22 protein-coding genes and 2 pseudogenes are annotated in these 25,613 nt (G+C 69.8%); 7 read left to right on the forward strand and 17 right to left on the reverse strand.

The window, feature by feature from the left end; all coding sequences use genetic code 11:
* Positions 1 to 96: 96 nt before the first annotated feature.
* Positions 97 to 849 carry a tRNA1(Val) (adenine(37)-N6)-methyltransferase gene (locus tag DSD19_RS09365; protein WP_113669378.1) on the reverse strand — a complete coding sequence of 251 codons (753 nt, stop codon included), beginning with the start codon at positions 847 to 849 and terminating at the stop codon, positions 97 to 99.
* A gap of 4 nt (positions 850 to 853) precedes the next feature.
* Complete coding sequence (locus DSD19_RS09370) at positions 854 to 1,075, reverse strand: DUF2007 domain-containing protein (RefSeq protein WP_075785327.1); 222 nt, start codon at positions 1,073 to 1,075, stop codon at positions 854 to 856.
* Between the two features lie 54 nt (positions 1,076 to 1,129).
* On the opposite strand from DSD19_RS09370, the gene DSD19_RS09375 reads away from it, so the two are divergent.
* The gene (locus DSD19_RS09375; RefSeq protein ID WP_075785326.1) at positions 1,130 to 2,131 is read left to right on the forward strand and encodes a polyprenyl synthetase family protein; all 1,002 of its coding nucleotides are present in this window, start codon (positions 1,130 to 1,132) and stop codon (positions 2,129 to 2,131) included.
* 141 nt (positions 2,132 to 2,272) lie between these two features.
* Here DSD19_RS09375 and DSD19_RS09380 read toward each other — a convergent pair whose 3' ends face one another.
* The 3 genes from DSD19_RS09380 to DSD19_RS09390 all read right to left on the reverse strand — a co-directional run bounded on the left by DSD19_RS09380 (position 2,273) and on the right by DSD19_RS09390 (position 6,688).
* Positions 2,273 to 3,112 carry a 4-(cytidine 5'-diphospho)-2-C-methyl-D-erythritol kinase gene (locus DSD19_RS09380; RefSeq protein ID WP_113669379.1) on the reverse strand — a complete coding sequence of 280 codons (840 nt, stop codon included), beginning with the start codon at positions 3,110 to 3,112 and terminating at the stop codon, positions 2,273 to 2,275.
* A complete protein-coding gene (locus DSD19_RS09385; RefSeq protein WP_243627847.1) occupies positions 3,102 to 4,811 on the reverse strand; it encodes a tetratricopeptide repeat protein in 1,710 nt (569 codons plus the stop codon). The genes DSD19_RS09380 and DSD19_RS09385 overlap by 11 nt, the downstream gene beginning before the upstream one ends.
* Positions 4,812 to 5,038: 227 nt before the next feature.
* Positions 5,039 to 6,688 carry an electron transfer flavoprotein-ubiquinone oxidoreductase gene (locus DSD19_RS09390; RefSeq protein WP_113669380.1) on the reverse strand — a complete coding sequence of 550 codons (1,650 nt, stop codon included), beginning with the start codon at positions 6,686 to 6,688 and terminating at the stop codon, positions 5,039 to 5,041.
* A 293-nt stretch (positions 6,689 to 6,981) separates the two neighbouring features.
* Between DSD19_RS09390 and greA the strand changes: the two genes are divergently transcribed.
* Together greA and DSD19_RS09400 are read left to right on the forward strand one after the other, a co-directional pair.
* The gene (gene greA, locus DSD19_RS09395; RefSeq protein WP_075785323.1) at positions 6,982 to 7,452 is read left to right on the forward strand and encodes a transcription elongation factor GreA; all 471 of its coding nucleotides are present in this window, start codon (positions 6,982 to 6,984) and stop codon (positions 7,450 to 7,452) included.
* Between the two features lie 23 nt (positions 7,453 to 7,475).
* On the forward strand, positions 7,476 to 8,555 hold the full coding sequence (locus DSD19_RS09400) for a hypothetical protein (RefSeq protein ID WP_113669381.1): 1,080 nt from the start codon (positions 7,476 to 7,478) through the stop codon (positions 8,553 to 8,555).
* Here the strand turns inward: DSD19_RS09400 and DSD19_RS09405 are convergent.
* Positions 8,536 to 9,477, reverse strand: a complete 942-nt coding sequence (locus DSD19_RS09405) for a molybdopterin guanine dinucleotide synthesis (RefSeq protein ID WP_113669382.1) — start codon at positions 9,475 to 9,477, stop codon at positions 8,536 to 8,538. The two genes, DSD19_RS09400 and DSD19_RS09405, sit on opposite strands and share 20 nt — an antisense overlap.
* The gene (mobA, locus tag DSD19_RS09410; protein ID WP_207802441.1) at positions 9,474 to 10,082 is read right to left on the reverse strand and encodes a molybdenum cofactor guanylyltransferase MobA; all 609 of its coding nucleotides are present in this window, start codon (positions 10,080 to 10,082) and stop codon (positions 9,474 to 9,476) included. Before mobA ends, DSD19_RS09405 begins: the two co-directional genes overlap by 4 nt.
* Positions 10,083 to 10,160: 78 nt before the next feature.
* Between mobA and DSD19_RS09415 the strand changes: the two genes are divergently transcribed.
* Entirely contained in the window at positions 10,161 to 10,865 is a 705-nt protein-coding gene (locus DSD19_RS09415; protein WP_113669384.1) for an AzlC family ABC transporter permease, read from the forward strand.
* Complete coding sequence (locus tag DSD19_RS09420) at positions 10,866 to 11,195, forward strand: AzlD domain-containing protein (protein WP_075785318.1); 330 nt, start codon at positions 10,866 to 10,868, stop codon at positions 11,193 to 11,195.
* Between the two features lie 54 nt (positions 11,196 to 11,249).
* On the opposite strand, the gene DSD19_RS09425 is transcribed toward DSD19_RS09420, so the two are convergent.
* The 4 genes and pseudogenes from DSD19_RS09425 to DSD19_RS09440 all read right to left on the reverse strand — a co-directional run bounded on the left by DSD19_RS09425 (position 11,250) and on the right by DSD19_RS09440 (position 16,135).
* Complete coding sequence (locus tag DSD19_RS09425) at positions 11,250 to 11,888, reverse strand: hypothetical protein (RefSeq protein WP_113669385.1); 639 nt, start codon at positions 11,886 to 11,888, stop codon at positions 11,250 to 11,252.
* Positions 11,889 to 12,200: 312 nt separating this feature from the next.
* Positions 12,201 to 13,336, reverse strand: a pseudogene (locus DSD19_RS09430) (IS3 family transposase); the annotation flags it as partial.
* Positions 13,337 to 13,385: 49 nt separating this feature from the next.
* The gene (locus tag DSD19_RS09435) at positions 13,386 to 14,429 is read right to left on the reverse strand and encodes an MBL fold metallo-hydrolase (protein ID WP_371412567.1); all 1,044 of its coding nucleotides are present in this window, start codon (positions 14,427 to 14,429) and stop codon (positions 13,386 to 13,388) included.
* Complete coding sequence (locus tag DSD19_RS09440; RefSeq protein ID WP_113669386.1) at positions 14,426 to 16,135, reverse strand: acyl-CoA dehydrogenase; 1,710 nt, start codon at positions 16,133 to 16,135, stop codon at positions 14,426 to 14,428. The genes DSD19_RS09435 and DSD19_RS09440 overlap by 4 nt, the downstream gene beginning before the upstream one ends.
* 126 nt (positions 16,136 to 16,261) lie before the next feature.
* On the opposite strand from DSD19_RS09440, the gene DSD19_RS09445 reads away from it, so the two are divergent.
* A complete protein-coding gene (locus DSD19_RS09445) occupies positions 16,262 to 17,221 on the forward strand; it encodes an L-threonylcarbamoyladenylate synthase (RefSeq protein ID WP_113669387.1) in 960 nt (319 codons plus the stop codon).
* Between the two features lie 77 nt (positions 17,222 to 17,298).
* Here DSD19_RS09445 and DSD19_RS09450 read toward each other — a convergent pair.
* Positions 17,299 to 17,865 (reverse strand): annotated as a pseudogene (locus DSD19_RS09450) (YqgE/AlgH family protein); the annotation flags it as partial.
* 129 nt (positions 17,866 to 17,994) lie between these two features.
* On the opposite strand from DSD19_RS09450, the gene DSD19_RS09455 reads away from it, so the two are divergent.
* A complete protein-coding gene (locus DSD19_RS09455) occupies positions 17,995 to 18,822 on the forward strand; it encodes a protein-disulfide reductase DsbD domain-containing protein (RefSeq protein WP_113669389.1) in 828 nt (275 codons plus the stop codon).
* Positions 18,823 to 18,846: 24 nt separating this feature from the next.
* On the opposite strand, the gene DSD19_RS09460 is transcribed toward DSD19_RS09455, so the two are convergent.
* The 5 genes from DSD19_RS09460 to DSD19_RS09480 all read right to left on the reverse strand — a co-directional run.
* On the reverse strand, positions 18,847 to 22,230 hold the full coding sequence (locus DSD19_RS09460; RefSeq protein ID WP_113669390.1) for an efflux RND transporter permease subunit: 3,384 nt from the start codon (positions 22,228 to 22,230) through the stop codon (positions 18,847 to 18,849).
* 4 nt (positions 22,231 to 22,234) lie between these two features.
* A complete protein-coding gene (locus tag DSD19_RS09465) occupies positions 22,235 to 23,698 on the reverse strand; it encodes an efflux RND transporter periplasmic adaptor subunit (RefSeq protein WP_113669391.1) in 1,464 nt (487 codons plus the stop codon).
* 108 nt (positions 23,699 to 23,806) lie between these two features.
* Entirely contained in the window at positions 23,807 to 24,349 is a 543-nt protein-coding gene (gene moaB / locus DSD19_RS09470) for a molybdenum cofactor biosynthesis protein B (RefSeq protein WP_113669392.1), read from the reverse strand.
* A 2-nt stretch (positions 24,350 to 24,351) separates the two neighbouring features.
* Positions 24,352 to 24,978 (reverse strand): LysE family translocator, encoded by a 627-nt coding sequence (locus DSD19_RS09475; RefSeq protein ID WP_371412568.1) that lies wholly within the window; start codon positions 24,976 to 24,978, stop codon positions 24,352 to 24,354.
* Positions 24,978 to 25,613 (reverse strand): uracil-DNA glycosylase (locus tag DSD19_RS09480; protein WP_133260393.1); only part of this gene is annotated, 636 nt, incomplete at its 5' end. The genes DSD19_RS09475 and DSD19_RS09480, both read right to left, overlap by 1 nt.

A 25,613-nucleotide genomic window follows, 5' to 3' on the forward strand; every position in this document is an offset into this window, starting at 1 on the left:
CTCCTCTCTAGCTGTCATGAAACGCTTACAGTGCAGCACGAAATCCGAGTCGTGTCACCTCCTTGAAATAAAAGAGTTCGTGCATAACTGGCGACGTCAACCGGGCCAGGACAATGCAGCCCCATCCCGCAGAATGGCCGCGACGTCCGGGGTATAACTGTCGCCGTCGTCCAGATGCGCGGCGCCCTCGTGCAGGGTCAGCGGCGCATGCAACCGGAACGGTCCCTGCCGCCCCTTCCGTGCTCGCAAAAGGACAAGCTTGGCGGCCCGACCATCTCTAGGGGCGAGCGGCAGAAGCTCTACACACCCTAGCAGCGGGCAAAGCGCCGCCAGCATGTCGGGCAGCCGCTCGGCGCGCTGGATGGCGGTCAGCCGCCCGCCGGGACGCAGCCGCCGCGCCGCCGCCGCGATCCACTCTGCCAGCGGCGTGGCCTCGCCCATCGCGGTTTCGCGCCCCGGATCGGGGGCGGCGCTGCCGCGGTCGCGCCGGAAATAGGGGGGATTCAAGATCGCGTGATCGAAGCTTTGCGCCTTCACCCCGGGCGGCAGCGCTGCCAGATCGGCCTCGACCACCTCCAGCGGCAGCCCGGTCCCGGACGCGTTCCGCCGGGCAAGGGCGGCATAGGCGGGCTGCAGTTCCACCCCGGTCATCGCAAGTCCCGGCACCCGTGCCGCCAGGCACAGGCTGGCCACGCCCGCGCCGCAGCCGAGTTCCAGAACGCTCTGGCCCGGCTCGGCGGGCGTCGCCGCGGCCAGCAGCACCGCGTCGATCCCGGCACGGTAGCCCGCGGTCGGCTGCCACAGATGCAGCCGGCCGCCCAGAAATCCGTCCTGCCGCAGCGCCGTCACCGGGTCAGCTTTCGTCGCCGCAAGGGATGCCGTTGTCCCTCAGGACCGCGCGGGCGCGAAACAGGTCGCGGTCGGCCACCATGATCCGGCGCGGCAAAACGCCTAGCGAGCCCTCCAGCACGCTCATGTGGACATCCATATGAAAGCAGTCTATCTCCTCGCCCTGAAGAAGCGCCGAGACAAAGGCCACGAGTGTCGGGTCATTGGTGCGAACGAGTTCTTTCATGACAGCGAATTAAGGGCAGTGCCGCCCCGTTGTCGAGCAAGAGACGAGGCCGCCATGGGCTTGGACCACGCCGTTACCAAACCGCACGAACGTCTGGCCGCAGTGCTGTCCGAAGAGATGGCCGCCGTCGACCGTCTGATCCGCGAGCGGATGACCTCGGAATACGCGCCCCGCATCGACGAGGTCGCGGCGCATCTGGTCGGCGCGGGCGGCAAGCGGCTGCGGCCGATGCTGACCATCGCCGCGGCGCGGATGTGCGGCTATGACGGCCCCTATCACATCTATCTGGCCAGCACGGTCGAGTTCATCCATACCGCGACGCTTCTGCATGACGACGTGGTCGACGAAAGCGGTCAGCGCCGGGGACGGCCCACCGCCAACCTGCTGTGGGACAACAAGTCCTCGGTTCTGGTCGGCGATTATCTTTTCGCCCGCTCGTTCCAGCTGATGGTGGCGCCGGGCAATCTGCAGGTGCTCGACATCCTGTCGAACGCGGCGGCGGTGATCGCCGAGGGCGAGGTGCTGCAACTGACCGCGGCGCGGGATCTGTCGACCACCGAAGAGATTTATCTGAAGGTCGTGCGCGGCAAGACCGCAGCCCTGTTCGCGGCGGCGACCGAGGTCGGCGGCGTGATCGCGGGCATGCCCGAGGAACAGGTCAAGGCGCTTTACACCTATGGCGACGCGCTGGGCGTGGGCTTCCAGATCGTCGACGACCTGCTGGATGTGGCGGGCGACGCGGCCTCGACCGGCAAGAATATCGGCGACGATTTCCGCGAACGGAAGCTGACGCTGCCGATCATCAAGACCATCGCCGCCGCCGATGCCGAAGAGCGCGCCTTCTGGGCGCGCACCATCGAGAAGGGCGACCAGCGCGAGGGCGATCTGGAGCATGCGCTGGGGCTGATGGCGAAACACGGCGCCATCGAGGCGACCCGGCAGGAGGCGCTGGCCTGGACCGCGCGCGCCAAGGAGGCGCTGAGCCTGCTGCCCGAACACGAGATCCGCGACATGCTGTCGGATCTGGCCGATTACGTGGTGGCCCGGATCAGCTGACCGGCCCGGACAGGGCTTGAAGATACGGCGCGCGCTGGTCCAGCCCGCGCCGTTTTTCATTTTCGCGATCTGTCAGCCCGAACCGGCGAGGGCGGCACCTGCCTCGGGGGCGGGCCGGAAACCGGCGCGCAAGGTCTGCCGCTACAACGAATATTGCGCCCCGGCCTCGGCCCACCAGTCGGGCCGGGTCTCGCGCAGCAGGGCGGCGGCGCGCTCGGCGGCGGCACGATCCGCGTAGATCCCGAAACAGGTCGCGCCCGACCCCGACATCCGCGCCAGAAGGCAGCCGGGGGTCGCCGCGATCGCGGCCAGAACCGCGTCGATCACCGGCGCCTCGGCCCGGGCGGGGGGTTCCAGATCGTTACGCTGGCCCGCAAGCCAGTCCGCCAGATCGGCGGCCGAGGCCCAGCCCGGAAGCTCGGGCAGCGGCGCGTTGTTCTTGCGGACGAGGCCCTTGAAGACTGCAGGCGTCGGCACCTCGACGCCGGGATTGACCAGCAGAAGACCGAACTCGGGCAAGGCGGGCGCGGGCAGGATCTCTTCGCCGACCCCGCGCATCCGCACCGGCCCCGGCGCCAGACAGACCGGCACATCGGCGCCCAGCGACAGCACCGCCTCGGGCCCGGGCAGATCGCGGCCCCAAAGCGCGGCCAGGCCGCGCAGCGCCGCCGCCGCGTCGGAGGACCCGCCGCCGATGCCCGCCGCCGCCGGCAGCCGCTTGTCGAGCCGGACCCGCGCCCCCTGCCCCGGACCGAACAGCGCCGCCGCCTTCAGCACCAGATTGCGCCCGTCCACCGGCACGCCGCCGGCGCGCGGGCCGCTGACCGAAAGGCTGAGCTCTTCGGCCCGCTCCAGCGTCAGCCGGTCGCCGATATCGGCGAAGACCACCAGACTGTCGAGCAGGTGATAACCGTCGGCCCGCTGTCCGGTGACATGCAGGGTCAGGTTGATCTTGGCGGGCGCGAAGGCCTCAACCGTCATTGGCAGCCCGAAGCGGCGGTGCGCCCTCGTCCTTCAGGACCTTGTCGAGCCCGACCGCAAGCTTCTTGCGGATGCGCTCGGCCTCGGCTTCTTCGGGGTCGAACGAAAGCGCCCGATGCCACTGGAACTGCGCCTCGACCTTGCGGCCCACCGCCCAGTAGACATCGCCCAGATGGTCGTTGACGACAGGGTCGACCGGCATCAGGGCAGCCGCGCGCTCCATATGGGGCACCGCCTCCTGATAGCGGCCAAGCTTGTAAAGCCCCCAGCCCAGGCTGTCGGTGATATAGCCGTCATCGGGCCGGGCCGCGACCGCGCGCTCGATCATCGACATGGCCTCGTCGAGATTGGTGTTCATCTCGACATAGGAATAGCCCAGATAGTTCAGCACCTGAGGCTGGTCGGGCTCAAGCTCCAGCGCCTTGCGGAAATCGGCCTCGGCCTCGGGCCACTGGTCCAATCGTTCATGCGAGATGCCCCGGGCGTAATAGACGATCCATTGCCCGCGCGCCGGTTCGTCGAACAGCGCGATGGCCGCGTCATAGGCCTTGAGCGCGTCGCCGAAGCGTTCCTGGCTGCGCAGCGCGTCACCCAGCGTGACATGGACGATGGCCACATCCGGATAGGTCGCCGCCAAACCGCGCAGGGTCTCGATGGCGCCGTCGACATCGCCCGCATGGCGCATCGACTCGGCGCGGCCGAGCTCGGCGGCGTAGAAGGCCGGATCGTCCTTCGGCACGGCGGCATAGGCCTCGGTCGCCAGCTCGTAACGGTCCTGCGCCTCGAGAAGACCGGCCGACAGCAGGATCGCATCGGCATTCTTCGGCGCAAGGAACTGGGCCAGCCGGGCGTAAAGCAGGGTATAGCCGTCCAGCGCATCGCCGTTCAGCGCGCTGGCGACGGTAAAGAACACCTCGGCCGCGCCTTGGGCCGCGCCGTCGATCACGTCGAAGGGCAGTGCGTCGCCCCTGGCCAGACGGGCGCGAAGAGCGGCGACGCCCGGATCGACCTCGGTGCCGAAGGCGGCGTCGATCAGTTCGATGGCGTCGTCATTGCGTTCAAGCTGGCTCAGCACCTCGGCATGGGCCAGAACACCGCGCCGCGTGGCGCGCAGCGGCCCCTCGGCCTCGCCCGAAAAGATGGTGTCGGCGCCTTCGAAATCGCCGACCGCCGCCAGCGCCAGCGCCTTGTGATACAGCCCGAAGGCCTTGATGCCCGACTGCGCCGAGGCCGCGTCGAAGGCCGCCAGCGCGTCGGTCATGCGGCCCTGCCCGAACTCGGCCCAGGCGCGGATCAGCCCGTCGACCAGCGGCGCGGTCTGCCGCCCGGCATCCAGATCGGCGATCACCCGGTCGAACTGGCCCTGCTTCATCTGGTCGGCCATCAGCACCAGATTGGCCAACTGGTCGGGATTGCCCAGCGTCTCGATCCGGCGGGCGATGGGCACCGCCTTCTCGACCTCGCCCAGTCCCACAAGCGCGGTCATGGCGTTTTCCAGCAGCCGCGGGTTCGAGGGATCACTGGCCAGCGCCTCGGTGTAATAGACCGCAGCGGCACGGTAGTCGCTGAGAAAGCTCGCCTGGCGGGCGGCCAGATACGGACCGGACACGCCCAGATCGGCCCGGGCGGGGGCCGCCGTGTTCAGCGCGGCAAGCCCCAGAATGGCCAGGGCGGCAAGGCGCGGCAGCGATTTGGCCAAGAATGCACTCCTGTTCGTTTGGACGGCAGGGTAGAGCCGCGAACCGTCCAAGGCAATGGACCGGCGCCAGGGCGAGGCGCAAAGGCCGCTGCCGTCGCGCGGATGTGACAGTCACGGCCCCCTGCAAGCGCCCGGCCCGAAAAACCGGCGGCGCAGAAGCCATCCGACCCCTGCGCCGCGCGTTGCCGCCGGGGCCGCCGGGGCCGCGTCGGTCCCCGGTAAAATTCTCACATGTTGGGGTAGTTCGGCCCGTCGCCGCCCTGTGGCGTGACCCAGGTGATGTTCTGGCTCGGGTCCTTGATGTCGCAGGTCTTGCAATGCACGCAGTTCTGGAAATTGACCACGAAGCGCGGGTCCTGCCCCTCGTCGACCACCTCGTAGACCCCGGCCGGGCAATAGCGCTGCGCGGGTTCGGCGAATTGCGGCAGGTTGACCTGCACCGGGATCGCGGGATCGGCCAGCCGCAGGTGGCAGGGCTGGCTTTCCTCGTGATTGGTAAAGGAGAAGGCCACGTTGGTCAGCCGGTCGAAGCTGATCTTGCCGTCGGGTTTCGGGTAGTCGATCTTCGGGAAATCGGCGGCCTTGCCGGTCGCTTCGGCATCGGTCTTGTCGTGATGGATGGTGCCCAGCGGGTTCCAGCCGGTCAGATGCGCGACCCACATGTCGAACCCGCCCAGCATCGTCGCGAGGAAGCCGCCATATCTCGACCAGAGCGGCTTGACGTTGCGCACCTTCTTCAGGTCCCTGGCGATGTCGCCCGCATGCAGCGCGTCGTCATAGTCGGCAAGCACATCGCCCGCGCGCCCCGCCTTGATCGCGGCGACCGCCGCCTTGGCGGCCTCGATCCCCGACATCATGGCATTGTGGTTGCCCTTGATCCGCGGCACGTTCACCAGCCCGGCCGAACAGCCCAGCAGCACACCCCCGGGGAAGGCCGCCTGCGGGATCGACTGATAGCCGCCCTCCGAGATCGCCCGCGCGCCATAGGCCACGCGCTTGCCGCCGTCCAGCAGCTCGGCCACCATCGGGTGATGCTTGAAGCGCTGGAATTCCATGTAGGGGAAAAGATGCGGGTTCCGGTAGTTCAGGTGCACCACGAAGCCGATGAAGATCTGGTTGTTCTCGGCGTGATAGATGAAGGACCCGCCGCCGCCATTGCCGTTCAGCGGCCAGCCCATGGTGTGGGTGACGGTGCCTTCCCTGTGCTTCTTGGGGTCGATTTCCCAGACCTCTTTCATGCCGAGCCCGTATTTCTGCGGGTCGCGGCCCTTCGAAAGGTCGAATTTCGCGATGATCTGCTTGGCGAGCGAACCGCGCACGCCCTCGGCGATGAAGACATACTTGCCGTGCAGTTCCATCCCCGGCTCGTAATTCGGCCCGGGCGTGCCGTCGGCCTGCCGCCCGAATTCGCCCGCGACGACGCCCTTGACCGCGCCGTCCTCGCCCCAGACCAGTTCCGAACAGGCCATGCCGGGGAAGATCTCGACCCCCAGCGCCTCGGCCTGTTCGGCCAGCCAGCGGCAGACATTGCCCATCGAGACGATGTACTTGCCATGGTTCGACATCAAGGGCGGCATCAGCCAGTTGGGAAAGCGCAGGCTGCCGCTTTTGCCGAGAAAGACGAAATTGTCCTCCTTGACCGGCACCGAGACCGGCGCGCCGCGCTCCTTCCAGTCGGGAAACAGGGCCTTCAGCCCGATCGGGTCGAGCACCGCGCCCGACAGGATATGCGCGCCGACCTCCGACCCCTTCTCGAGCACGACGACCGACAGATCGGGATCGAGTTCCTTCAGGCGGATCGCCGCCGAAAGCCCCGAGGGGCCGGCTCCCACGATCACCACGTCGTATTCCATCGATTCCCGTTCGATCTCGGCCATGCGATTACCCTTCTCGGCCGGCGCACCGGCCGCCCTGGCTGAATGCAGTCCGCAAACCGTTAACTCAGCCGGGCCGTCAATTCAATTGTTCGGCAACATCATTTCGCGGCGGCGCGGCATAAGAAAATGAATAGTCTCTCCGGCCGCCGCTATGCCTGCGCGGGGCTCTGCCCAAGCGCGGATCTTTCGCCTATTGCAATTGCTCCCGCACTCCGGTCAGGGTAGACCGACCTACTCGTGAAAGCGGACCCGCGGGGTCTGCATTCCGTTCTGTGAACTGTCCGAAGAGTCCTATGGAAAAGATACCCATGACCCGCGCGGGCTACACCGCGCTCGACGAAGAACTCAAGACGCTGAAAAGCGTCGAGCGTCCCGCCGTGATCCGGGCCATCGCCGAAGCGCGCGAACATGGCGACCTGTCCGAGAACGCCGAATACCACGCCGCGCGCGAAAAGCAGAGCTTCATCGAGGGCCGCATCAAGGAGCTCGAGGGCCTGCTGTCGCGGGCCGACGTGATCGACACGTCCAAGCTGTCCGGCGCGATCAAGTTCGGCGCGACGGTGACGCTGGTCGACGAGGACAGCGACGAAGAGAAGACCTACCAGATCGTCGGCGAAGCCGAGGCCGATATCGAGAGGGGCCTTCTGAACGTCAAGTCGCCTCTGGCCCGCGCGCTGATCGGCAAGGAAGAGGGTGACAGCGTCGAGGTGCGCACGCCGGGCGGCGAGCGCAGCTACGAAGTTCTGAGCATCCGCTACATCTGACATTACCGGACGGGGCCGCTGGCATGGCGGAGAGGGACAAGGACAAGCCGTTCGATCTGGCCCCCGTTGCGGGACAGGGCCGCGAGGGCGGCCTGTCGCGGATCGAGATCGCCGCCGGCGTCCTGAGCGTCGCCTGGCTGGGGCTGTCGGGCGCGCTGCTGGCCAGCGCGGACGGCGTTGCCGGGACCGGGGGCGGCGCGCTTGGCACGGCGGTCACGGTGCTGGCGCTGGCGCTGCCGGTCGGGCTGATCTGGGTGGTGGCGCAAGGCGCGCGCTCGGCGCGGCTGCTGCGTCAGGAAGCCGCGCGTCTGCAGGCGACGGTCGACTCGCTTCGCCAGGCCTATCTGGCGCAGCAGCAGGGCGCGGGCATGGATGTCCGCCCCTCGATGGAAAAGCGGATCGACGATCTGGCCCGCGCCCAGCGCGAAACCCAGGACGCGATCGCGACCTTCGCCACCCGGCGCGACCGGGCCGTCGAGATCGCCGACATTCAGGTGCCGCAGGCCCTGTCGACCAAGGCCCATCCCGGCCCTTCGGCCCCCCGCACAGCGCCCGCCGCCTCTCCGTCGAAGACCCCGCCGGACGACCAGCCGCGTCTTGCCCTTGGCTCGGTGCCCGAGGACACGGTCCGGCCGCTGACCGTCGAGGAATTCATCCGGGCGCTGAACTTCCCCGAGGACACCTCGGACCGCGCCGGGTTCCGCGCGCTGCGCCGGGCGCTCGAGGATCGCACCGCGTCCAAGCTGGTGCGCTCGGCCCAGGACATCCTGACCCTTCTCAGCGAAGAGGGGATCTACATGGACGATCTGCATCCCGACCGGGCGCGTCCCGAGATCTGGCGCCGATTCGCGCAGGGCGAGCGCGGTCTGCCGGTCTCGGCCTTGGGCGGCGTGCGCGACCGGTCCTGTCTGGCGCTGACCGCCGCGCGCATGAAGAAGGACCCGATCTTCCGCGACGTGGCGCACCATTTCCTGCGCCAGTTCGACCGGGTTCTGGTCGAATTCGAGGCCGCCGCCAGCGATCAGGAGCTCAACGACCTGGCCGAGACCCGCACCGCGCGCGCCTTCATGCTGCTGGGCCGCGTCACCGGCATGTTCGGCTGAGCGACGCCTTCGCCCCGGCGCGCAACGCCTCGGGGTCGCTTGCCCCGAGAATCCAGGCCTCTTCGGCCAGTTCGGCGCCGGGCGGCACGTCCAGCAGCGCCGCGAGCCTGCCCGCGCCGCTGGCCGCCAGCACCGCCTCTGCCATCAGCCGCATCTGCCACTCGTCGAGGATCTGTCCGGGCCGGGCCGCCAGCGCCTCGGCCACCTCCGGGCCGATCATCGCGGGATAGATCTCGGCGAGGGTGAGGGGCGCCCCGGTCGCTCCGGTCGCTCCGGTCGGCTCGAACGGCCAGACCGCCAGATCGGTCCCGAACCGCCCGGCCAGCCGGTGCAGCATCGGCAGCCCGACCAGCACCTGCGAACCGACCGCCCCCGCCCCGTAAAGCTGCCAGACGCTCTTGACGGCCCGCCCCGGCCCGCCACGATCGCGCAGCAGCCGCTCGACCCGGCGATGCGGTGCGAAGACGATGTTAGCCGGGCGCGTGGTCGTCAGATCCGCCAGCCGCGCGGCGCGGGCCGCCGGACAGCCCCAGAAGGGGCCACCTCCGGGCAGGGCGGCATTGATCGCATCGGCCAGCTCGAAGCGGCTGTTGCAGTTGTCCGGGCGGTCCTCCAGCCGGTCCGCGACCCAGGCCCAGACCGCGCGGGCCGAGGCGGTGCCGGTCAGCGCCCGGGCGAAACCCGCCGGATAGCCGAAGGCGAAATCGGCCCCCAGAAGCGCCCGGCGCCCCGCGCGGATCTCGCCGTCCAGAAGATCGACAAGCGCCGCTTCGGCGGTGGCGCGGTTGCGGAAATAGGCCGTCGCGGTCGTCCAGCCCCGGCGCGCCACCGCGATCCAGATCGCATCGGCCGAGGGACGGGCCGGCGAGGGGCCGGACCGGGCCGACCAGTCGGCCATGATGACCGTATCCACCATGGTCATCCCAGCGCCGCCTCGGCCGCCGCCAGATCCTCGGGCGTGTTGACGTTGAAGAACGGATCGGGGCCGGGCACGGTCGCGAAATCGGCCAGCGCCGCGCCGCGCGCCGCGCCGAAGACGCCAAGCTTGCGCAGCCCGCCCGCGACCTCGGCGGCAAGCTCGCCGCGAAGCCCCACGGGCCAGAGCGCCGCAGTCGGATGGCGCCGCCCGCCGCTGGCCGCCATCGCAAGCCCGGTGCCCGCGGTTTCGGCCGCCAGCAGCAGGCGCGGCACCAGATCGCAGGGCAGGAAGGGCGTGTCGATGGCCGCGGTCACCAGCCAGTCGGCCCCATGCGCCGCGGCCCAGTCGAGCCCGGCCAGAACGCCCAGCAGCGGCCCCAGATCGCCCGGCGGCGGATCGGGCAGCACCGGCACGCCCGGACCAAGCCCGGCCGTCGCGTACGCCCCGGCCGGGCCGTTCGCGCTGAGCGCCAGCCGTTCGACCTGAGGCTCCAGCCTCTCGGCCACCCGCGCCAGAAGCGTCTGCCCGCCAAGCCCGATCAACGCCTTGTCGCGGCCTCCAAGCCGCCGCCCCTGCCCGCCCGCGAGGATCGTTCCGAAGATCCGCATGCCGCCTCCGGTTTGCGATTGCATCCTGTCCCGCCGGGCCTTACGCCCATCGGGACCTCTTCAGCCTAGTCCCCCGCCATGCCTGCCTCCACCCGGAACTCTGCCTATCTGACCGGCCTGCGCCAAGGCGCGCCGTTCCTTCTGATCCTGGTGCCCTTCGCGCTTCTCTTCGGGGTGGTGGCGACCGAGGCCGGGTTCTCGCTGCCAGAGGTGATGGGGTTTTCGATGGTGGTGCTGGCGGGGGCTGCGCAGTTCTCGGCGGTGCAACTGATGGCCGAGAACGCGCATACGCTGGTGGTGATCGCCACGGCGCTGGCGGTCAACATGCGGATGGCAATGTACTCGGCCTCGCTGACGCCCTATCTGGGCGCGGCCCCGCTCTGGCAGCGGGCGCTGGTCGCCTATGGCCTCTTCGACCAGACCTACGCGGTCGCGCATGCCCGCTTTGAGGCGCGCCCCGAGATGACTGTGGCCGAGCGGATCGCCTTCTTTGCGGGCGCGGTCACGCCGATGCTGCCCGCCTGGTACGGCATGACCCTGGTCGGCGCGGTCGCGGGGCGCAGCATCCCGCCCCAATTCGCGCTCGACTTCGCGCTGCCGATCACCTTTCTGGCGATGGTCGCGCCCGCGCTTCGGACCCCGGCCCATGTCGCGGTGGCCGGCACTTCGGTCGCGCTGGCGCTGGTCTTTGCCGGGCTGCCCTTCAATCTGGGGCTGATGATCGCGGCGGTGGCGGCGATGGCCGTGGGCGCCGAGATCGAACGCCGGATGGGAGCGCGCTAGATGAGCTGGAGCACGGCAGGGACCTGGGCGATCATCGTCACGCTCGGGATCGGCACCTTCCTGATGCGGTTTTCCTTCCTCGGTGCGATGGGCGGGCGGCGGCTGCCCGACTGGCTGCTGCGGCACCTGCGCTATACGCCGGTGGCGGTGCTGCCCGCGCTGGTCGCGCCCGCCGTGGTCTGGCCGCCCGCAACCGGCGGCGACCCCGATCCGGCGCGGCTGGCCGCGGCGGTCGTCACCGTGGCCGTCGGCTGGTGGCGCAAATCCGTGCTGGCCGCCATCGGCGCGGGCGCGGTCACGCTTTACGCGCTTTTGTTCCTGTTGGGCTAAGGCAAACTGGGCTGAGGCGGCGGGCCTGCCGCCGCCCCTTTCCCGAGGCCAGGCCTACTGGCCCTCGACGATGCCCTGGACCAGTTCGTCGAACCGGGCGCGCTGTTGTTCGCGCAGCAGGTCCTCGTGTTCGTCGGGATCGTCGTCGTAATATTCGCGCGTGGTGACGCCCGGCAGCTTGGCGAAGGCCGACATCACCGCCTTGGGGCGGACGGTATGGGGGATGCTGTCGAAGCCCGGAAGCTGGTTCAGCACATCGCTGGTCGACCGGGCGCACATCGCCTTCGGCACAGCGCCATAACCCTCGACCAGCCGCAGCGCGCGCTCGGCCACCTCGGGCGAGACCTGCACCGTCTGGGCGACGACGTGATAGGTCACGCGGGCATGGTAGTCGATGTAGAACTCCAGCATCCTCGGGGTGATGCCATAATGCACGTCATTGCGTTCGGGGGCGGCACGGTGCCACCAGCTTCCGGCCGGATCGAAGATCACCCGTTCGCTGCCATTGATCATCAGCGCCGAATGCGCGCCCGAACCGGACCGGTTGTTGATCATGGTGTAAAGCGTGATCGAGGGCGACGCGGCGTCCCGGTACTTGGCCCGGGCGACGGCTTCGTCGGGGGCCCAGGTGGATTCGGCGCCGCAGCCCAGCAGGAACAGCGGCAGAAGGCAGGCAATCAGGAAACGGAACATTTGGCAGACCGGAAATGGGCGGCGGCGGGCCGGAACGGCCGGACGGCGCGGCAGGAGGACGGAGAGAGGGCGGGGGCATGCGCGCGGCACGGCGGAACGGACAGGCGCGTCGCGCCGGTTCGGAAAGCTGCCATGCCTGCGGTATCCCCTGCCTGTTCGCTGGCGGCACCCTAGTCGAAGCCCCGGGCGCTGTCACCTTGCCGCCGCCCGCGATGCCGCGATGCAGCGCGGGGCGTGGCATTCCGCCCACGCCTGCGCTTCCCGGCGCGGGGTCAGGCTGTGCCGACCCTGTGAATGGCTCCGAGTGTCCTGGACGCCCTCATGCCTCAGTTTCTGCTGCCGCTCGAACTCGAGGGGCGACGGCATTCCGGTCCGCGCGTGCTTGCGCTTCGGGTTGTAGACATCCCGATGTCGTCGAACACGTCCTGCCGCGCTTCTTGGCGGGTCCGGTAGGTTCGGCGCCCGATCCTCTCCGCTTGAGCAGGTTGAAGAAGTTTCCGGCGACGGCGTTATCGTGGCAATTGCCGCGCCGGCTCGTGGAATGCTCCAAGTTGTGGGCTTTCAGGAAAGCGTCCCAGTCCAGGCTCGTGAACTGGCTTGCCTGATCCGCGTGGATCAGCCCCTCGGCCTTCGGCTTCCTGCGCCACGTGGCCATGAGCAGAGCCAGAAGCACGACGTCGGTCTCTGGCGTGACTGCATGGACCATCCGACCACGCGGCGTGAGGACAGATCGATCACCACCGCCAGGCAGGCGACGCCCTCCTGCGTCCGGGTGGAGGTGATATCGGCCACCCGGACCTTGTCCGGCGCCTCCACGTCGAACCGGCGATTGAGGGTGGTGTCGACCACGACCGAGGGCTTGCCGCCATACGTCCCGGGGCGGCGCTTGGCGCCGATCTGAGCCGTGATCCCGGCCAGCCCGGTCAGGCGCGCAACGCGGTTCAGGCCGACATCTTCGCCCCGTTCAAGAAAATCGTCGTGCAGCTTGCGGTGCCCATGGACCTTGCCGCTTTCGGCCCAGGCTTCCTTCAGCAGGTCGGTCTGGCGGGCGTCTTCCTCGGCACGCTTGCCCAACGGCGCCTTCAACCCAGCATAGAAGCCGCCCGGCCGGATGCGCAGAGAACGGCACATCGCCCGGACGGAGAACTGTCCGCGATGCCCGGCCACGACCGCGTATCTCACGTTGCATCCCTGGCGAAATACGCGGTGGCCCTTTTCAGGATGTCACGCTCCTGAGACCCGCGCCAGTTCCGTCTTCAGGCGCCGTATCGCGGTGTCCTTCTCCGCCTCTGCCGATGACCCTTCGCGAACGTCTCCTTCCGGGCGCAGAGCGACTACGGGCTGCCCCCGAGACGCTCGGACACGTCCCTGACCGGGCAGCCCCGCTCGGTGATCTGCGCGACCGCGTCCCGCTTGAACGCATCGCTGAACCTGCTGCAGCTCGTCATGGCCTCCTGGCCTCGAAATCAGCGAAGAAGACGCCAACGATACACGGGGCTATTCACTCCGAAACAGCCAGGCGCCGTCCGACCGGCGGCGCCGGGTCGCGCGGCCGGTGAGGTACAGGTGGTTCAGATGGCCGACCGCCTCGGCCAGCGCCAGCCCGTATTCGCCCGAACCGATCTCGCGGCGGTACAGCACCGGAAAGCAGTCGCAGGCAGTGCGTTCCTCGCCCAGCGCCTCGATCAGCCGGTTTAGCGCGCCGTGATGGTTCTCGATCAGTTGCACCAGACGGGTCGGCAGGCCGGTGAAAGGCAGCTTGTGACCCGGCAGGACCAGATGATCCTCGCGCGCATGGGTGGCGAAACGGATGCAGCTTTCCAGCCAGCCCGCGACCGGATCGTTCAGCGGCTCGGTCGCGTAGACCCCGAGATTGGGCGAGATCGAGGGCAAAAGCTGGTCGCCGCCGATCACCAGCGCGTCGTCGCGGCTCCAGAGCGTGACGTGATCGGGCGCATGCCCGTCGCCCAGCCGCACATCCCAGTCGCGCCCGCCCGCAGAGATCCGGTCGCCCTCGGCGAGCGCCCGGAAGCCCAGCGGCATCGGCGCCACCACATCGGCGAAGTTGAAGGGGCGTTCAGCCGCGCGTTCGGCCAGAACTGCGGCGTCCATCCCGGCGCCGCGATAGAACTCGAGCGTCTCGGGCCGGGGCAACGGCTGTTCGTCAAGCGTCAGCATCCGCGCGAACAGCCAGGCAGTGCGGCTGGTCCAGAGCTCGGCGCCATGGGCCGACTGGAACCAGCCCGCCAGCCCCACATGGTCGGGGTGGTGATGGGTCAGGATCACCCGCCGGACCGGGCGCCCGCCCAGCGGTCCGGCCAGAAGCGTCTGCCAGATCGCGCGGGTGCGCTCGGTGTCGAGCCCGGTATCGACCAGCGTCCAGCCCGGGCCATCGTCCAGCGCGAAGACGTTCACATGCTTCAGCGGCGGCGGCAGCGGCAGGCGCAGCCACAGCACGCCCTCGGCGATCTCGACCGCCGCGCCACCGTCGGGCGGAACCTCGAAGGGGGTGCGGATCGGGGCCAGGCTGCCGTCCATCATGCGCCGAGATCGGCGTCGGACAGGGCGTACAGGTCGTCCGCCCCGGCCCGCGCCGCCGCCAGAGCCGAGACATGTTCGGGCAAGAGCCGCCGGATGAAGACGCGGGCCAGCGCGCTGCGCGGCCCCGAGCCGCCCTCGGCCAGCGCCGCCGCCAGGTGCAGCTGCGCGCCCAGCACCCGCGCCCAGGCGCGCAGGAACGGCACCGCCCCGGCAAAGCGGTCGGTCATCTCGCGGGCCAGCATCCATTCGGTGGTGTCGCGCAGCGCCTCGGCCGCGGTCCAGACCTCGACCGCAAGATCGGGGAAGACGCCGCGCGCCGCCTCGGCGGTCTGCTCGACCTCTTCGAGAAGCCGCCAGGCGACATCGCCGCCATCGGCCAGCTTGCGGCCCACCAGATCCATCGCCTGGATGCCGTTGGTGCCCTCGTAGATCGCGGTCACCCGCACGTCGCGCAGATATTGCGCGGCGCCGGTCTCTTCGATGAAGCCCATGCCGCCATGAACCTGCACGCCCTGCTGGGCGACCTCCATGCCGACCTCGGTGCCCCAGGCCTTGGCGATCGGGGTCAGGAAGGCCGCGCGCGCCGTCCAGTCGGCCTCGCCCGTCGCGGTGCCCATATCGGCCGCGACCGCGCAGGACAGCGCGATGGCCCGCGCGGCGAAGATCTCGGCCTTCATCCCCGCCAGCATCCGCCGCACATCGGCATGGCCGAGGATGCCGCCATCGCCCAGGGGCGTCGGACCCTGCCGCCGGTCGGCGGCATAGGCCAGCGCCTGCTGGAACGCGGCCTCGGCCACGCCCACGCCCTGCACGCCGACGCCGAGGCGCGCGTTGTTCATCATCGTGAACATCGCAGCCATGCCCTTGTTGGGCTGGCCCACCATCCAGCCGGTGGCGCCGTCGAACTCCATCACCGCGGTCGGGCTGCCATGCAACCCCAGCTTGTGTTCGAGGCTGACCACCTTGACGCGGTTCGCCACACCCGGCCGACCTTCGGCATCGGGCAGGTTGCGCGGCACCAGGAAAAGGCTGATCCCGCGCGTCCCTGCGGGGGCATCAGGCAGGCGCGCCAGCACCAGATGCACGACGTTCTCCATGAAATCGGCATCGCCCCAGGTGATGTAGATCTTCTGGCCGGTCACCGCATAAGTGCCGTCCCCATTGGGCACCGCCCGGGTCTTCAAGGCACCCACATCCGACCCCGCCTGCGGCTCGGTCAGGTTCATCGTGCCCGACCAGTCGCCCGCGATCAGTTTCGGCAGGTAAAGCGCCCGGATCTCGTCGCTGGCATGATGGCTGAGCGCCTCGATCTGGCCCTGGGTCAGCAACGGGTTCAGCTGCAACGACAGGCAGGCGCCGCTCATCATGTCGTTGACCGCAGTCGAAAGCGCGGTCGGCAGCCCCATCCCGCCATGCTCGGCGGGCGCCGACAGCGCCACCCAACCGCCCTCGGCAATGGCGCGATAGCCTTCGGCATAGCCCGGCGAGGTGCGCACCACGCCGTTTTCCAGCCGCGCCGGATGCAGGTCGCCCGGCCGTTGCAGCGGCGCCAGCACATCGTCGCAAAGCCGCCCCGCGCCATCGAGGATCGCCCGGGTCACATCGGGCGTGGCCTCGGAAAATCGGTCGGTCGCCACAACCTCGTCCAGCCCGACCACATGGTCGAGAATGAACTGGAATTCCGCCACAGGAGCACGATATGCCATGCAAGCCTCCATTGCCGCCGCTTGTCGGGGTCGTTCGGCGGATTTATCTGACCGCTCGTTTCGCGGGCAGAAGGTAACGGAACGCCCCGCCCCATCAAGCGCAAACGCAACGTAAGGGAACGTCCCATGAGCGCCGAATCGCTGACACCCGATGCCGACGGGCTGGCCCGCGCCGCCGCATTGCTGGCCGCAGGCAAGCTGGTGGCGCTGCCCACCGAGACGGTCTACGGGCTGGGCGCGGATGCCCGCGACGACCGCGCGGTGGCGCGGATCTTCGAGGCCAAGGGGCGGCCGCGCTTCAACCCGCTGATCGTGCATCTGCCCGATCTTGGCGCCGCCGCGCGGCTGGCCAGTTTCCCGGACCCGGCGCTGCGGCTGGCCGAGGCGTTCTGGCCCGGCGCACTGACGCTGGTGCTGCCGCTTTTGCCCGGGTCCGGGCTGTCGCCGCTGGTCAGCGCGGGCCTGCCCACCGTGGCGCTGCGCGTGCCCGATCATCCGGTCGCCCAGGGGCTGCTGCGGGCCTTCGGCGGGCCGGTCGCGGCGCCGTCCGCCAACCCCTCGGGCGCGGTCAGCCCGACCCGGCCCGAGCATGTGATCGAGGGGCTCGGGTCGCGGATCGCGGCGGTGGTCGATGGCGGCGCCTGCCCGGTCGGGGTGGAATCGACCATCCTCGGTTTCGACGCGGACGGCGGGCCGGTTCTTCTGCGGCCGGGCGGGCTGCCCGCCGAGGCGCTGGAAGACTGCCTTGGCATGGCGATCGCCGCGCGGGCCGAAGGGGCCGCGATCACCGCGCCGGGTCAGTTGGGGTCGCATTACGCGCCCGGAGCGCGGGTCGTGCTGGAGGCCGAGGTGCCGCCGCCGGGGGCGCTCTGGCTGGGCTTCGGGCCGGGCTGTGCGGGGGCCGCGCTGAACCTGTCGGCCTCGGGCGATCTGGTCGAGGCGGCGGCCGCGCTGTTCCATGCGCTGCGCCGGCTCGACGCCCGCACCGCGCCGGGCCAGACCATTGCCGTCGCGCCGGTCCCCGACCACGGGCTCGGCCGGGCGATCAACGACCGGCTGCGCCGCGCGGCCGCGCCCCGGCCCTGAACCGGATTCTTCGGGCGACTTTCAGGCGCGCCCGGCGGCGGGCAATCTTTCAGGCGCGCCCGGCGGCGGGCAGTCTTTCAGGCGCGCCCGGCGGCGGGCGACAACAACAGCGGGTCGATGCCCATCAGCCGCATGGCGCGTTCCCATTTGCTGCCATCGGCACCGTCGAAGACCAGCGCCGGGTCGGCATCGCAGGTCAGCCAGCCGTTCTGCCGGATCTCGTCCTCGAGCTGCCCCGGCCCCCAGCCCGCATAGCCCAGCGCCAGAAGCGAACTGGACGGGCCGCCGCCCTGGGCGATGTCCTCGAGGATATCGAGCGTCGCGGTCATCCCGAACCGGGCATCGACCCGAAGCGTGTTGTCGCGGTCGGTGCGATACTCGCCCGAATGCAGAACGAAGCCCCGCGAATGTTCGACCGGCCCGCCAAAATGCACCCGGATGTCGCGCGCGCCGGGGCTGCGGGGGATGTCGAGCTGGTCGAGAAGATCCGAAAACGAAATCTCGCTGAGCGGCTTGTTGACGATCAGGCCCATCGCGCCCTCGTCGGAATGGGCGCAGAGATAGACCACGCTTCTTTCGAAGCGGGGATCGCCCATGCCGGGCATCGCAATCAGAAGCTTGCCTCCAAGCTGCATTCTGCCCTGTCCTGTCGCCTGCTCGGTTCAAGCATGTGCCCGAGCCGGGCAGGACGCAAGGGCACGGTTCCGCAATTGTGGCGTTCTCTCGCCGCTTTGTGATTCCGCGCCGGGGACAGAGCGCCTATCTTGGGCGCCATGGCAAAAAATCTGTTCGTTCCGATCGCCGCCGCCCTGATCCTTGCGGCCCAGGCCCTGACCTCCCCCGCCCGGGCAGAGACCGCCCTGCCCCCGGACAGCGTGGTCAGCGGCGAGATCCTGCCCGGCTGGCAGACCGACCGCGGCACCTACATGGCCGCGCTGCATCTGACCCTCGCGCCGGGCTGGAAGACCTACTGGCGCGCGCCGGGCGATGCGGGCATCCCGCCCCGGTTCGACTGGCACGGGTCGAAGAATGTCGCGGCGGTGCGGCTGCACTGGCCGCGGCCCACCGTGTTCTCGTCGAACGGGATGCGCACCATCGGCTATGTCGACGATCTGGTCCTGCCGATCGAGGTGACGCCCGGCGAGCCCGGGCGCCCGATGGAGATCCGGGCGCGGATCGACCTGGGGGTCTGCCACGACATCTGCATGCCGATGGAGCTCAGGCTCGACGAACGGTTGCCGGGTGAAAGCCGTGCCGCGCCGATCCGGGCCGCGCTGGCAGCCCAGCCGCTTGATGCGCGCGCGGCCCGTGTCGGACGGGTGGCCTGCGAGGTCGAGCCGATCGCGGACGGGCTTCGGCTGACCGCGCGGATCGAGGTGCCGCCGCTGGGCGGCGACGAAACCGCGGTGTTCGAACTGCCCGACCCCTCGATCTGGGTCGCCGAGACCGAGATGAACCGCGAGGGTAGTTTGTTGGTCGCGCGATCGGACATCGTGCCCGCGGACGGGACGCCCTTCGCGCTCGACCGCTCTTTGGTGCGGATCACGCTTCTGGGCCAGGACCGCGCGGTCGACATTCAGGGCTGCGGCGGGGCGCGCTGAGCGCCCGGCCCTCTCAGGCCCCTCTCAGGACTTGCGGCCCTCGACCAGCGCGACGGCGATGGCCAGCGCCAGGATCAAAGCGCTTCCGCAGACGAACAGAATAAACGCCGCAAGCGGCGCCGGAAGGGCGGCCAGCGGCGGCACCAGCGCCAGCCAGATCCCCGGCAGCCCGCCCCCCAGCAGTTCGGGCAAAAGCGTCCCCGAGAATACCCCGGCCATCCCGAACGCGGCCCGCGCCGGGACCGGCATCGCCCGACGCCCGCGCCCGCCCAGCGCCCGGCGCAGGGCGCCGACCTGCCGCCCCAGATCCTGCTGCATCGCCAGCAGGGACGGCACCACCAGCAGCACCAGCCCGACCCCGAAGCCAAGCCCGTAGACCAGCGTGATGACCGTCGGCTTGAGGAACTGGGCCTGCTGCGAGGTCTCGAACAGAAGCGGCGCGAGCCCCAGCACCGTGGTCAGCGTCGTCAGCACCACCGGCCGCAGCCGGTCGGCGGTCGCATCGACGATGGCGGGCACCAGCCCGCGCCGGTCGGCATATTCGTCGACCGTACTGACCAGCACGATGGAATCGTTGATGATGATCCCGGTCATGCCGATCAGCCCGACGACGGTGAACATCGACAGCGGCACATCCCATTGCGCGTGGCCCCAGATCGCGCCGACCAGCCCGAAGGGAATGATCGCCATCACCACGACCGGCCGGGTCCAGCTGGAGAAGATCCAGGCCAGAATCAGGTAGATCCCGACAAGGCACAGCCCGAAGCCCAGCCGCGCATCGGCAAGAAAGTCCTTTTCCTGTTCCGACAGCCCGCCCAGCCGCCAGGAGACGCCCAGATCGCGCTCGATCGCGGGCAGGATCGCGTCTTTCAGCCGGGTCGAGATTTCGGCGGCGCGCGCCGGGTCGTCCTCGGACAGATCGCCGGTGACCGTGACCACCCGCAGCCCGTTTTCGCGCCGGACCGAGGAAAACCCGGTGCGGCGCTCGACCGTGACCAGATCGGCCAGCGGCAGATAGACGCCCTCGGGGCTGCGCACCTGCATCCGGTCGAGGAAATCGGCGGTCAACTCGGCCTCGGGCAGCTCGACCCGGATCGTGGCCGAACGCGGCCCCTCGGGATAGGTCGCGGCCTCGATCCCGTTGATGCGGTGGCGCAGCACCCGGCCCAGATCCTCGATCGTGAAGCCCAGCGCCGCGCCCTGAGCGGTCAGATCCAAGACCGCCTCTTCCTTGTCATAGGCCAGGCTGTCCTCCAGCGCCGAGACCTCGCCAAAGCGCGCAAGCTCGGCCTTCAGCCGTTCGGCCGCGGCCTTCAGCACCCGCGCCTCGGCGCCGAAGAACTGGACATCGAGCGCATCGCCCCCCGGCCCGGCCCGCCAGCTGCGGAAACTGAGGCTTTCCACCTTGGGATGGGGCCGCACCTCGTCCTGAAGCGCGCGCACGAAGTCGAAGGAGGAATAGGGCCGGGCATCGGCGTCGATCAGTTCAAGCGAAATCGCCCCCAGAAGGTCCGGGTCCTTGATCTCGGCCCCGGCCAGCCCGCGCCCGGCATTGCCGCCCATCTCGGCCAGCGCATAGGTCACGGGGTCGCTGCCATATTCCGCCGCATAGCGCGCCCCGACCGCCTCGGCCGCGCGCTGCAGCTCGGCCATCATCGCGGCGGTATCGGCCCGGTCGGCGCCGGAAAGCATCATGAAATTGCCGGTGACCGACCGCTCTTCCGGGGCATTGAAGAACCGCCAGGGCACATCGCCCCGGATCACTGCCGCCACCTGCACCGCCAGCAGCAGCAGGCAGCCCGCCATCACCGGATAGCGGCCCCGGATCACCAGCCGCATCAGGCGGCGGAACGGGCCTTCGCGGAACCGCCGGAACCCCCGGTTGAACTGGCGCGACGGCCAGTCATACCAATGCTCCTTGGCCGAATGGGCCAGCGCATGGACCATGTGATTGGGCAGGATCAGGAAGCATTCCACCAACGAGGCGGTCAGCACCGCGATCACGGTGAAGGGAATATCGGCGATCAGATGCCCCATGCGCCCGCCGATCACCACCAGCGCATAGAAGGCGACGATGGTGGTCAGCGTCGCCGAAAAGACCGGCGCGGCCATCCGGCGGGCGGCGTTCTCGGCGGCCAGCACCGGCGGCTCGCCCAGATGGCGGGCGCGGAAATCGGCATGCTCGCCCACCACGATGGCATCGTCGACCACGATCCCGAGGGTGATGATCAGCGCGAAAAGCGAGATCATGTTGATCGTCAGCCCGGCCGCGAACATCAGCGCGGCGGTGGCCAGCATCGCGACCGGAATGCCCGCCGCCACCCAGAAGGCGGTGCGCGCATTCAGAAACAGGAACAACAGCCCCAGCACCAGCCCGAGCCCCATCAGCCCGTTGCCGAGCAGGATGTCGAGCCGCCCGGCGATATAATCGGCCTGGGTCTGGATCAGGTCGATGCGCACGCCCTCGGGCAGCGACGGCGTCATCCCGGCCACGACGGCGCGCACCACGGCCTCCATCTCGATGGCGTCGCCCCGGTCCGAGCGGTCGACCCGGAGCGAGATCGCCGGGTGGGGGCCGACGAAATAGGCGCGCTCGCGATCCGCGCCCTCGACCCGGACATGGGCCAGGTCGCCCACCGTCAGCTTGGAGCCATCCGGGTAGGAGCGCAGCACGACGCCGGCGATGCTGGCCGCACTGCGCTTCTCGACCCCGGTCCGGACCCTCGTATTGCCGCCCGAGACATCGCCCGCGGGCGCGGTCTCGGCCTCGGCGGCCAGCACGGCGGCAATCTCGGCCATGGTGATGTCATGGCGCATCAGCTCGATCGAGGGCACCTCGACCAGCGTCTCGGGTGCGGCGAGGCCGCGGATCGTGGTGCGGGTGATGCCCGCCGCGAACAGCCGGTCGACCAGCTCGTCGGCAAGCCGCCCGATCTGGTCCACCGCGACCGGGCCGGTGATCACCACATCGGTCACCCGGTCGCGCCAGGCGCCGCGCGTCACCTCGGGCTCTTCGGCCTCTTCGGGCAGGTCGGTTTCGGCATCGACCGCGGCCTGCACGTCGTTGGTGGCGCGCGCCATGTCCCAGCCGGGCTCGAAATCGAGGGTGATGGTGGCCAAGCCCTCGACCGATTGCGACGCGGTCTCTTCCACCCCCTCGACCGCGCGGAGTTCCGGTTCCAGCAGTTGCACGATCCCGGCATCGACCTCTTCGGGTCCCGCGCCCTCCCAGATCACCGAGACCGAGACTGTCTCGACGATCACGTCGGGAAAGAACTGCGCCCGCATCCGCGGCGCGGCAAAGAGCCCGGCCACGATCAGCAGCAGCAACAGCAGGTTCGCCGCCGTCCGGTGGCGGGTGAAATAGGACAGAAGCCCGCCCGCGGCGCTGGCAACCCGGCCCGGCACCGGCCTAGCCCCCCATCCGGGTTTCAAGCCGTTCGACCAGTCGCGCGGGCACACGCGGCTGGTCGAGCTGGGCGCGGATCCGGGCGCGCGCCTCCTGCGGCAGGGCCGGGCTGGTCTCGACGAAGGCGATCAGCGCGGCGCGGCGTTCGGGGCTGAGCTCGACCGTCGCCTCTGTCGCGTCGTCCGGTTCGGCGGCGGCGCCGGGGCGCAGCGGGCGCACCCTGATGCCCGCCCCCAGAAGCGGCGAGCGTTCGGCCACCGCCTCGCGGCCCGCAAGCCCGGGCGCGCGCAGGAGCACCCGGTCGCCCTGACGGTGCAGCAGCGTGACCGGCACCGCCTCCAGCCGGTCTTCGGCGTCCAGCACCAGAATCTCGTTCGCCGCGTCCAGCGCGCTGGCGGGCAGGACCGCGACATCCTCCAGCGCGGGTTCCTCGACCCGGAGCGTCACGAAATCGCCCGGCCGGAAGCCCGGCGCGTCGTCGAGCCGGGCATAGACCAGCCGCCCGACCTGGCCATCTGGCACCGCCCCGCTTTCGCGCGACAGCACCCCCCGCGCGGTCAGGTTGGCGCCGTAGACATCGAGCGTCACCGTCACCGGCAGCGGCCGCAACGCGCCCCTCTCGTCCAGCAGGCGGCTGAACTCGGCGGTCGAGACCCGCACCCCGGCCTCCAGCGCCGACACATCGATCAGGTCGGCCACCCGTTCATTGGCCCCGACCAGCCCGCTTTCGACCAGGCTCACATCGATCAGCGTGCCGGAAAAGGCCGCGCGCAGTTCGGTATCGGCCAGTGCGCGCTCGGCATCGCCCAGCGCGATCCGGGCCCGGGCCAGCGCGGTCAAGGCCGTTTCAAGCCCGATCTCGGCTTGGGCCAGCGCCTGGCGGCGGGACACCACCGCCTGATCGGCGGCGGCGGCCGTCAGCTCTGCCTCTTCGACCGCGGCATCTGTGCCGACACCGCGCCCGCGCAGGTCCTTCTGGCGACCCAACGCCTTCTGCCGCAACCCGGCCTGCAGCTCGGTCGCGGTCAGTTCGTCATGAGCCAGATCGAGGCGCCGCCTGGCATCGCGCAGATCGGCCTCGGCCTGGCTCAGATCGGCCCGCGCCAGATCCCGGGCCGAGGTCGCATCGGCCGGATCGACCCGCAGCAGCAGATCGCCCGCCGCGACCCGCCCGCCCTCCTCGAAAGCGGGATGCAGATAGACCACCCGGCCGCTGGCCTCGGCCCGAAGCTCGAGGCTGCGGCGCGAGCGGATCTCGCCGAAGGCGGTCAGCTCGGGCGTCACGGTCCGGGGGCGGAGCGGGACGACATTGACCGAGAAGACCCGCTCGGCCACGGGCGGCGCCTTGGGCCGGTCGGACCGGCGCGCGTCGATGGCTGACCGCAGCGTCGCCGCCGCATAGGCCAGCAGCCCAAGCGTCAGGGCCAGCAGGAACAGCCCCGTGAGGCTGCGGCGGAGGAAACGCATCGAACCGTCCTTTCCCGTCGCATCGGGTCGCAAGGCCGCCTGCCACGGCGCCCGACAGAAACGCCCGGGCGGCCGCAACGGGGCACACATTCACTATGGCGAATATACCTATTTCCGTCGGCGGTGTTCGTCGAGTCGCGGAAAGATCTCGACGAAATTGCAGGGAGGGTGGCGATAGTCGAGCTGATGCACCAGAATTTCGTCCCAGGCATCCTTGCAGGCGCCGGTACTGCCCGGCAGCGCGAAGAGATACGTGCCCTGGGCGACGCCGCCGGTGGCGCGGCTTTGCACCGCAGACGTGCCGATCTTGCCGAAGGACACCAGGGTGAAGAGCGTCGCGAAGGCCTCGATCTCCTTCTCGTAGACGTCGCGATGGGCCTCGACGGTCACGTCGCGCCCGGTCAGCCCGGTGCCCCCGGTCGAGATCACCACGTCGATTTCGGGATCGGCACACCAGGCGCGCAGCTGGTCCGCGATCTCGGCGCGCTCGTCCTTCAGGATCTTGCGATCGGCCAGAATATGACCCGCCGCCGCGATCCTGTCGGCCAGCGTCTGGCCAGACCGGTCCTCGGCCAGCCCGCGCGTGTCCGACACGGTCAGGACCGCGATCCTGACCGGGACGAACTCCCTAGTCCCGTCGATACCTGCCATGCCTACCCCTTTTGCAGAACCGCCAGCCGCACCGCCAGCGCCGTGAAGATCGCCGCCGAAACGACGCCAAGTGCGCGCTCGACCGTGCGCGAGCCGCTCAGGACCTGCCGCGCCCGCCCGGCGAAGACCCCGACCGCGCCGTTGACCATGAAGCCCCCAAGCGACAGCACACCCCCCAGGATCAGGAATTGCGCCAGCACCGCGCCGCGCTCGGCCACCACGAATTGCGGCAGGAAGGCCAGCACGAAGAGGATCACCTTGGGATTGGTGAGGTTCACCGCCAGCGCCTCGCGGAAGGCCCGGCGGGGCGTGACGGCGGGCAGCCCCGGCGCCAGCGCCCCGTGCCGAAGCGCGCCCCAGGCCAGCCAGAGCAGATAGGCGACGCCCGCCCAGCGGATCGCCTCGAACGCGCCCGGGACCGCAGCCACCACCGCGCCGAGCCCGAGCCCGGCCAGCGTCACATGAACGAAACAGCCCAGCGCGATGCCGAGATCGGCCGCCAGCGCCGCGCGCGGGCCGCCGCGCAGCCCCTGCCCCAGACAGAACATCATGTCGGCCCCGGGCGTCAGGTTCAGGGCCAGCGCCGCCGGCACGAAGGCCGCGAGCGTCACAAGATCGACCGGCCCCATCATCCGCCCCTCAGCCGCGCCTGCAGCATCAGCAGATCGTGCCAGGCATCGCGCTTGGCATGGGGATTGCGCAACAGATAGGCCGGGTGAAACATCGGCAGCGCGGGCCGGCCCAGCGCCTCGACCCAGTGGCCGCGCAGCCGGGTGATGCCCTTCCGCCCCAGAAGCGCGCCGCAGGAATGGTTGCCCATCAGGACCAGGATGTCGGGATCGGCCAGTTCGACATGGCGTTCGAGGAAGGGCAGCATCATCGCCACCTCCTGCGCCTCGGGGTCGCGATTCTGCGGCGGGCGCCAGGGCAGGACATTGGTGATATAAAGCGCGCGCTCGGCCGCCGGGTCGGCGCGCCCCAACCCGATATGGAAAAACATCCGGTCGAGAAGCTGCCCGGCGCGGCCGACGAAGGGCTTGCCCTGCAGGTCCTCGTCCCGGCCCGGCGCCTCGCCGATCACCATCACCCGCGCCTTCGGATTGCCTTCGGAAAAGACGAGGTTCCGCGCGCCCTTCTTCAGCTCGCATGCCTCATAGGCGGCCATCGCCGCCGCCAGCCCTTCCAGATCCTGCGCCGCGGCCGCCGCCGCGCGCGCCAGCGCCACCGGGTCGACCGCCGCGGGCCGGGCCGCGGGCGCGACGGC

This window comes from Rhodovulum sp. BSW8, from assembly GCF_003314725.1.
Taxonomy (GTDB): Bacteria; Pseudomonadota; Alphaproteobacteria; order Rhodobacterales; family Rhodobacteraceae; genus Rhodovulum; species Rhodovulum visakhapatnamense.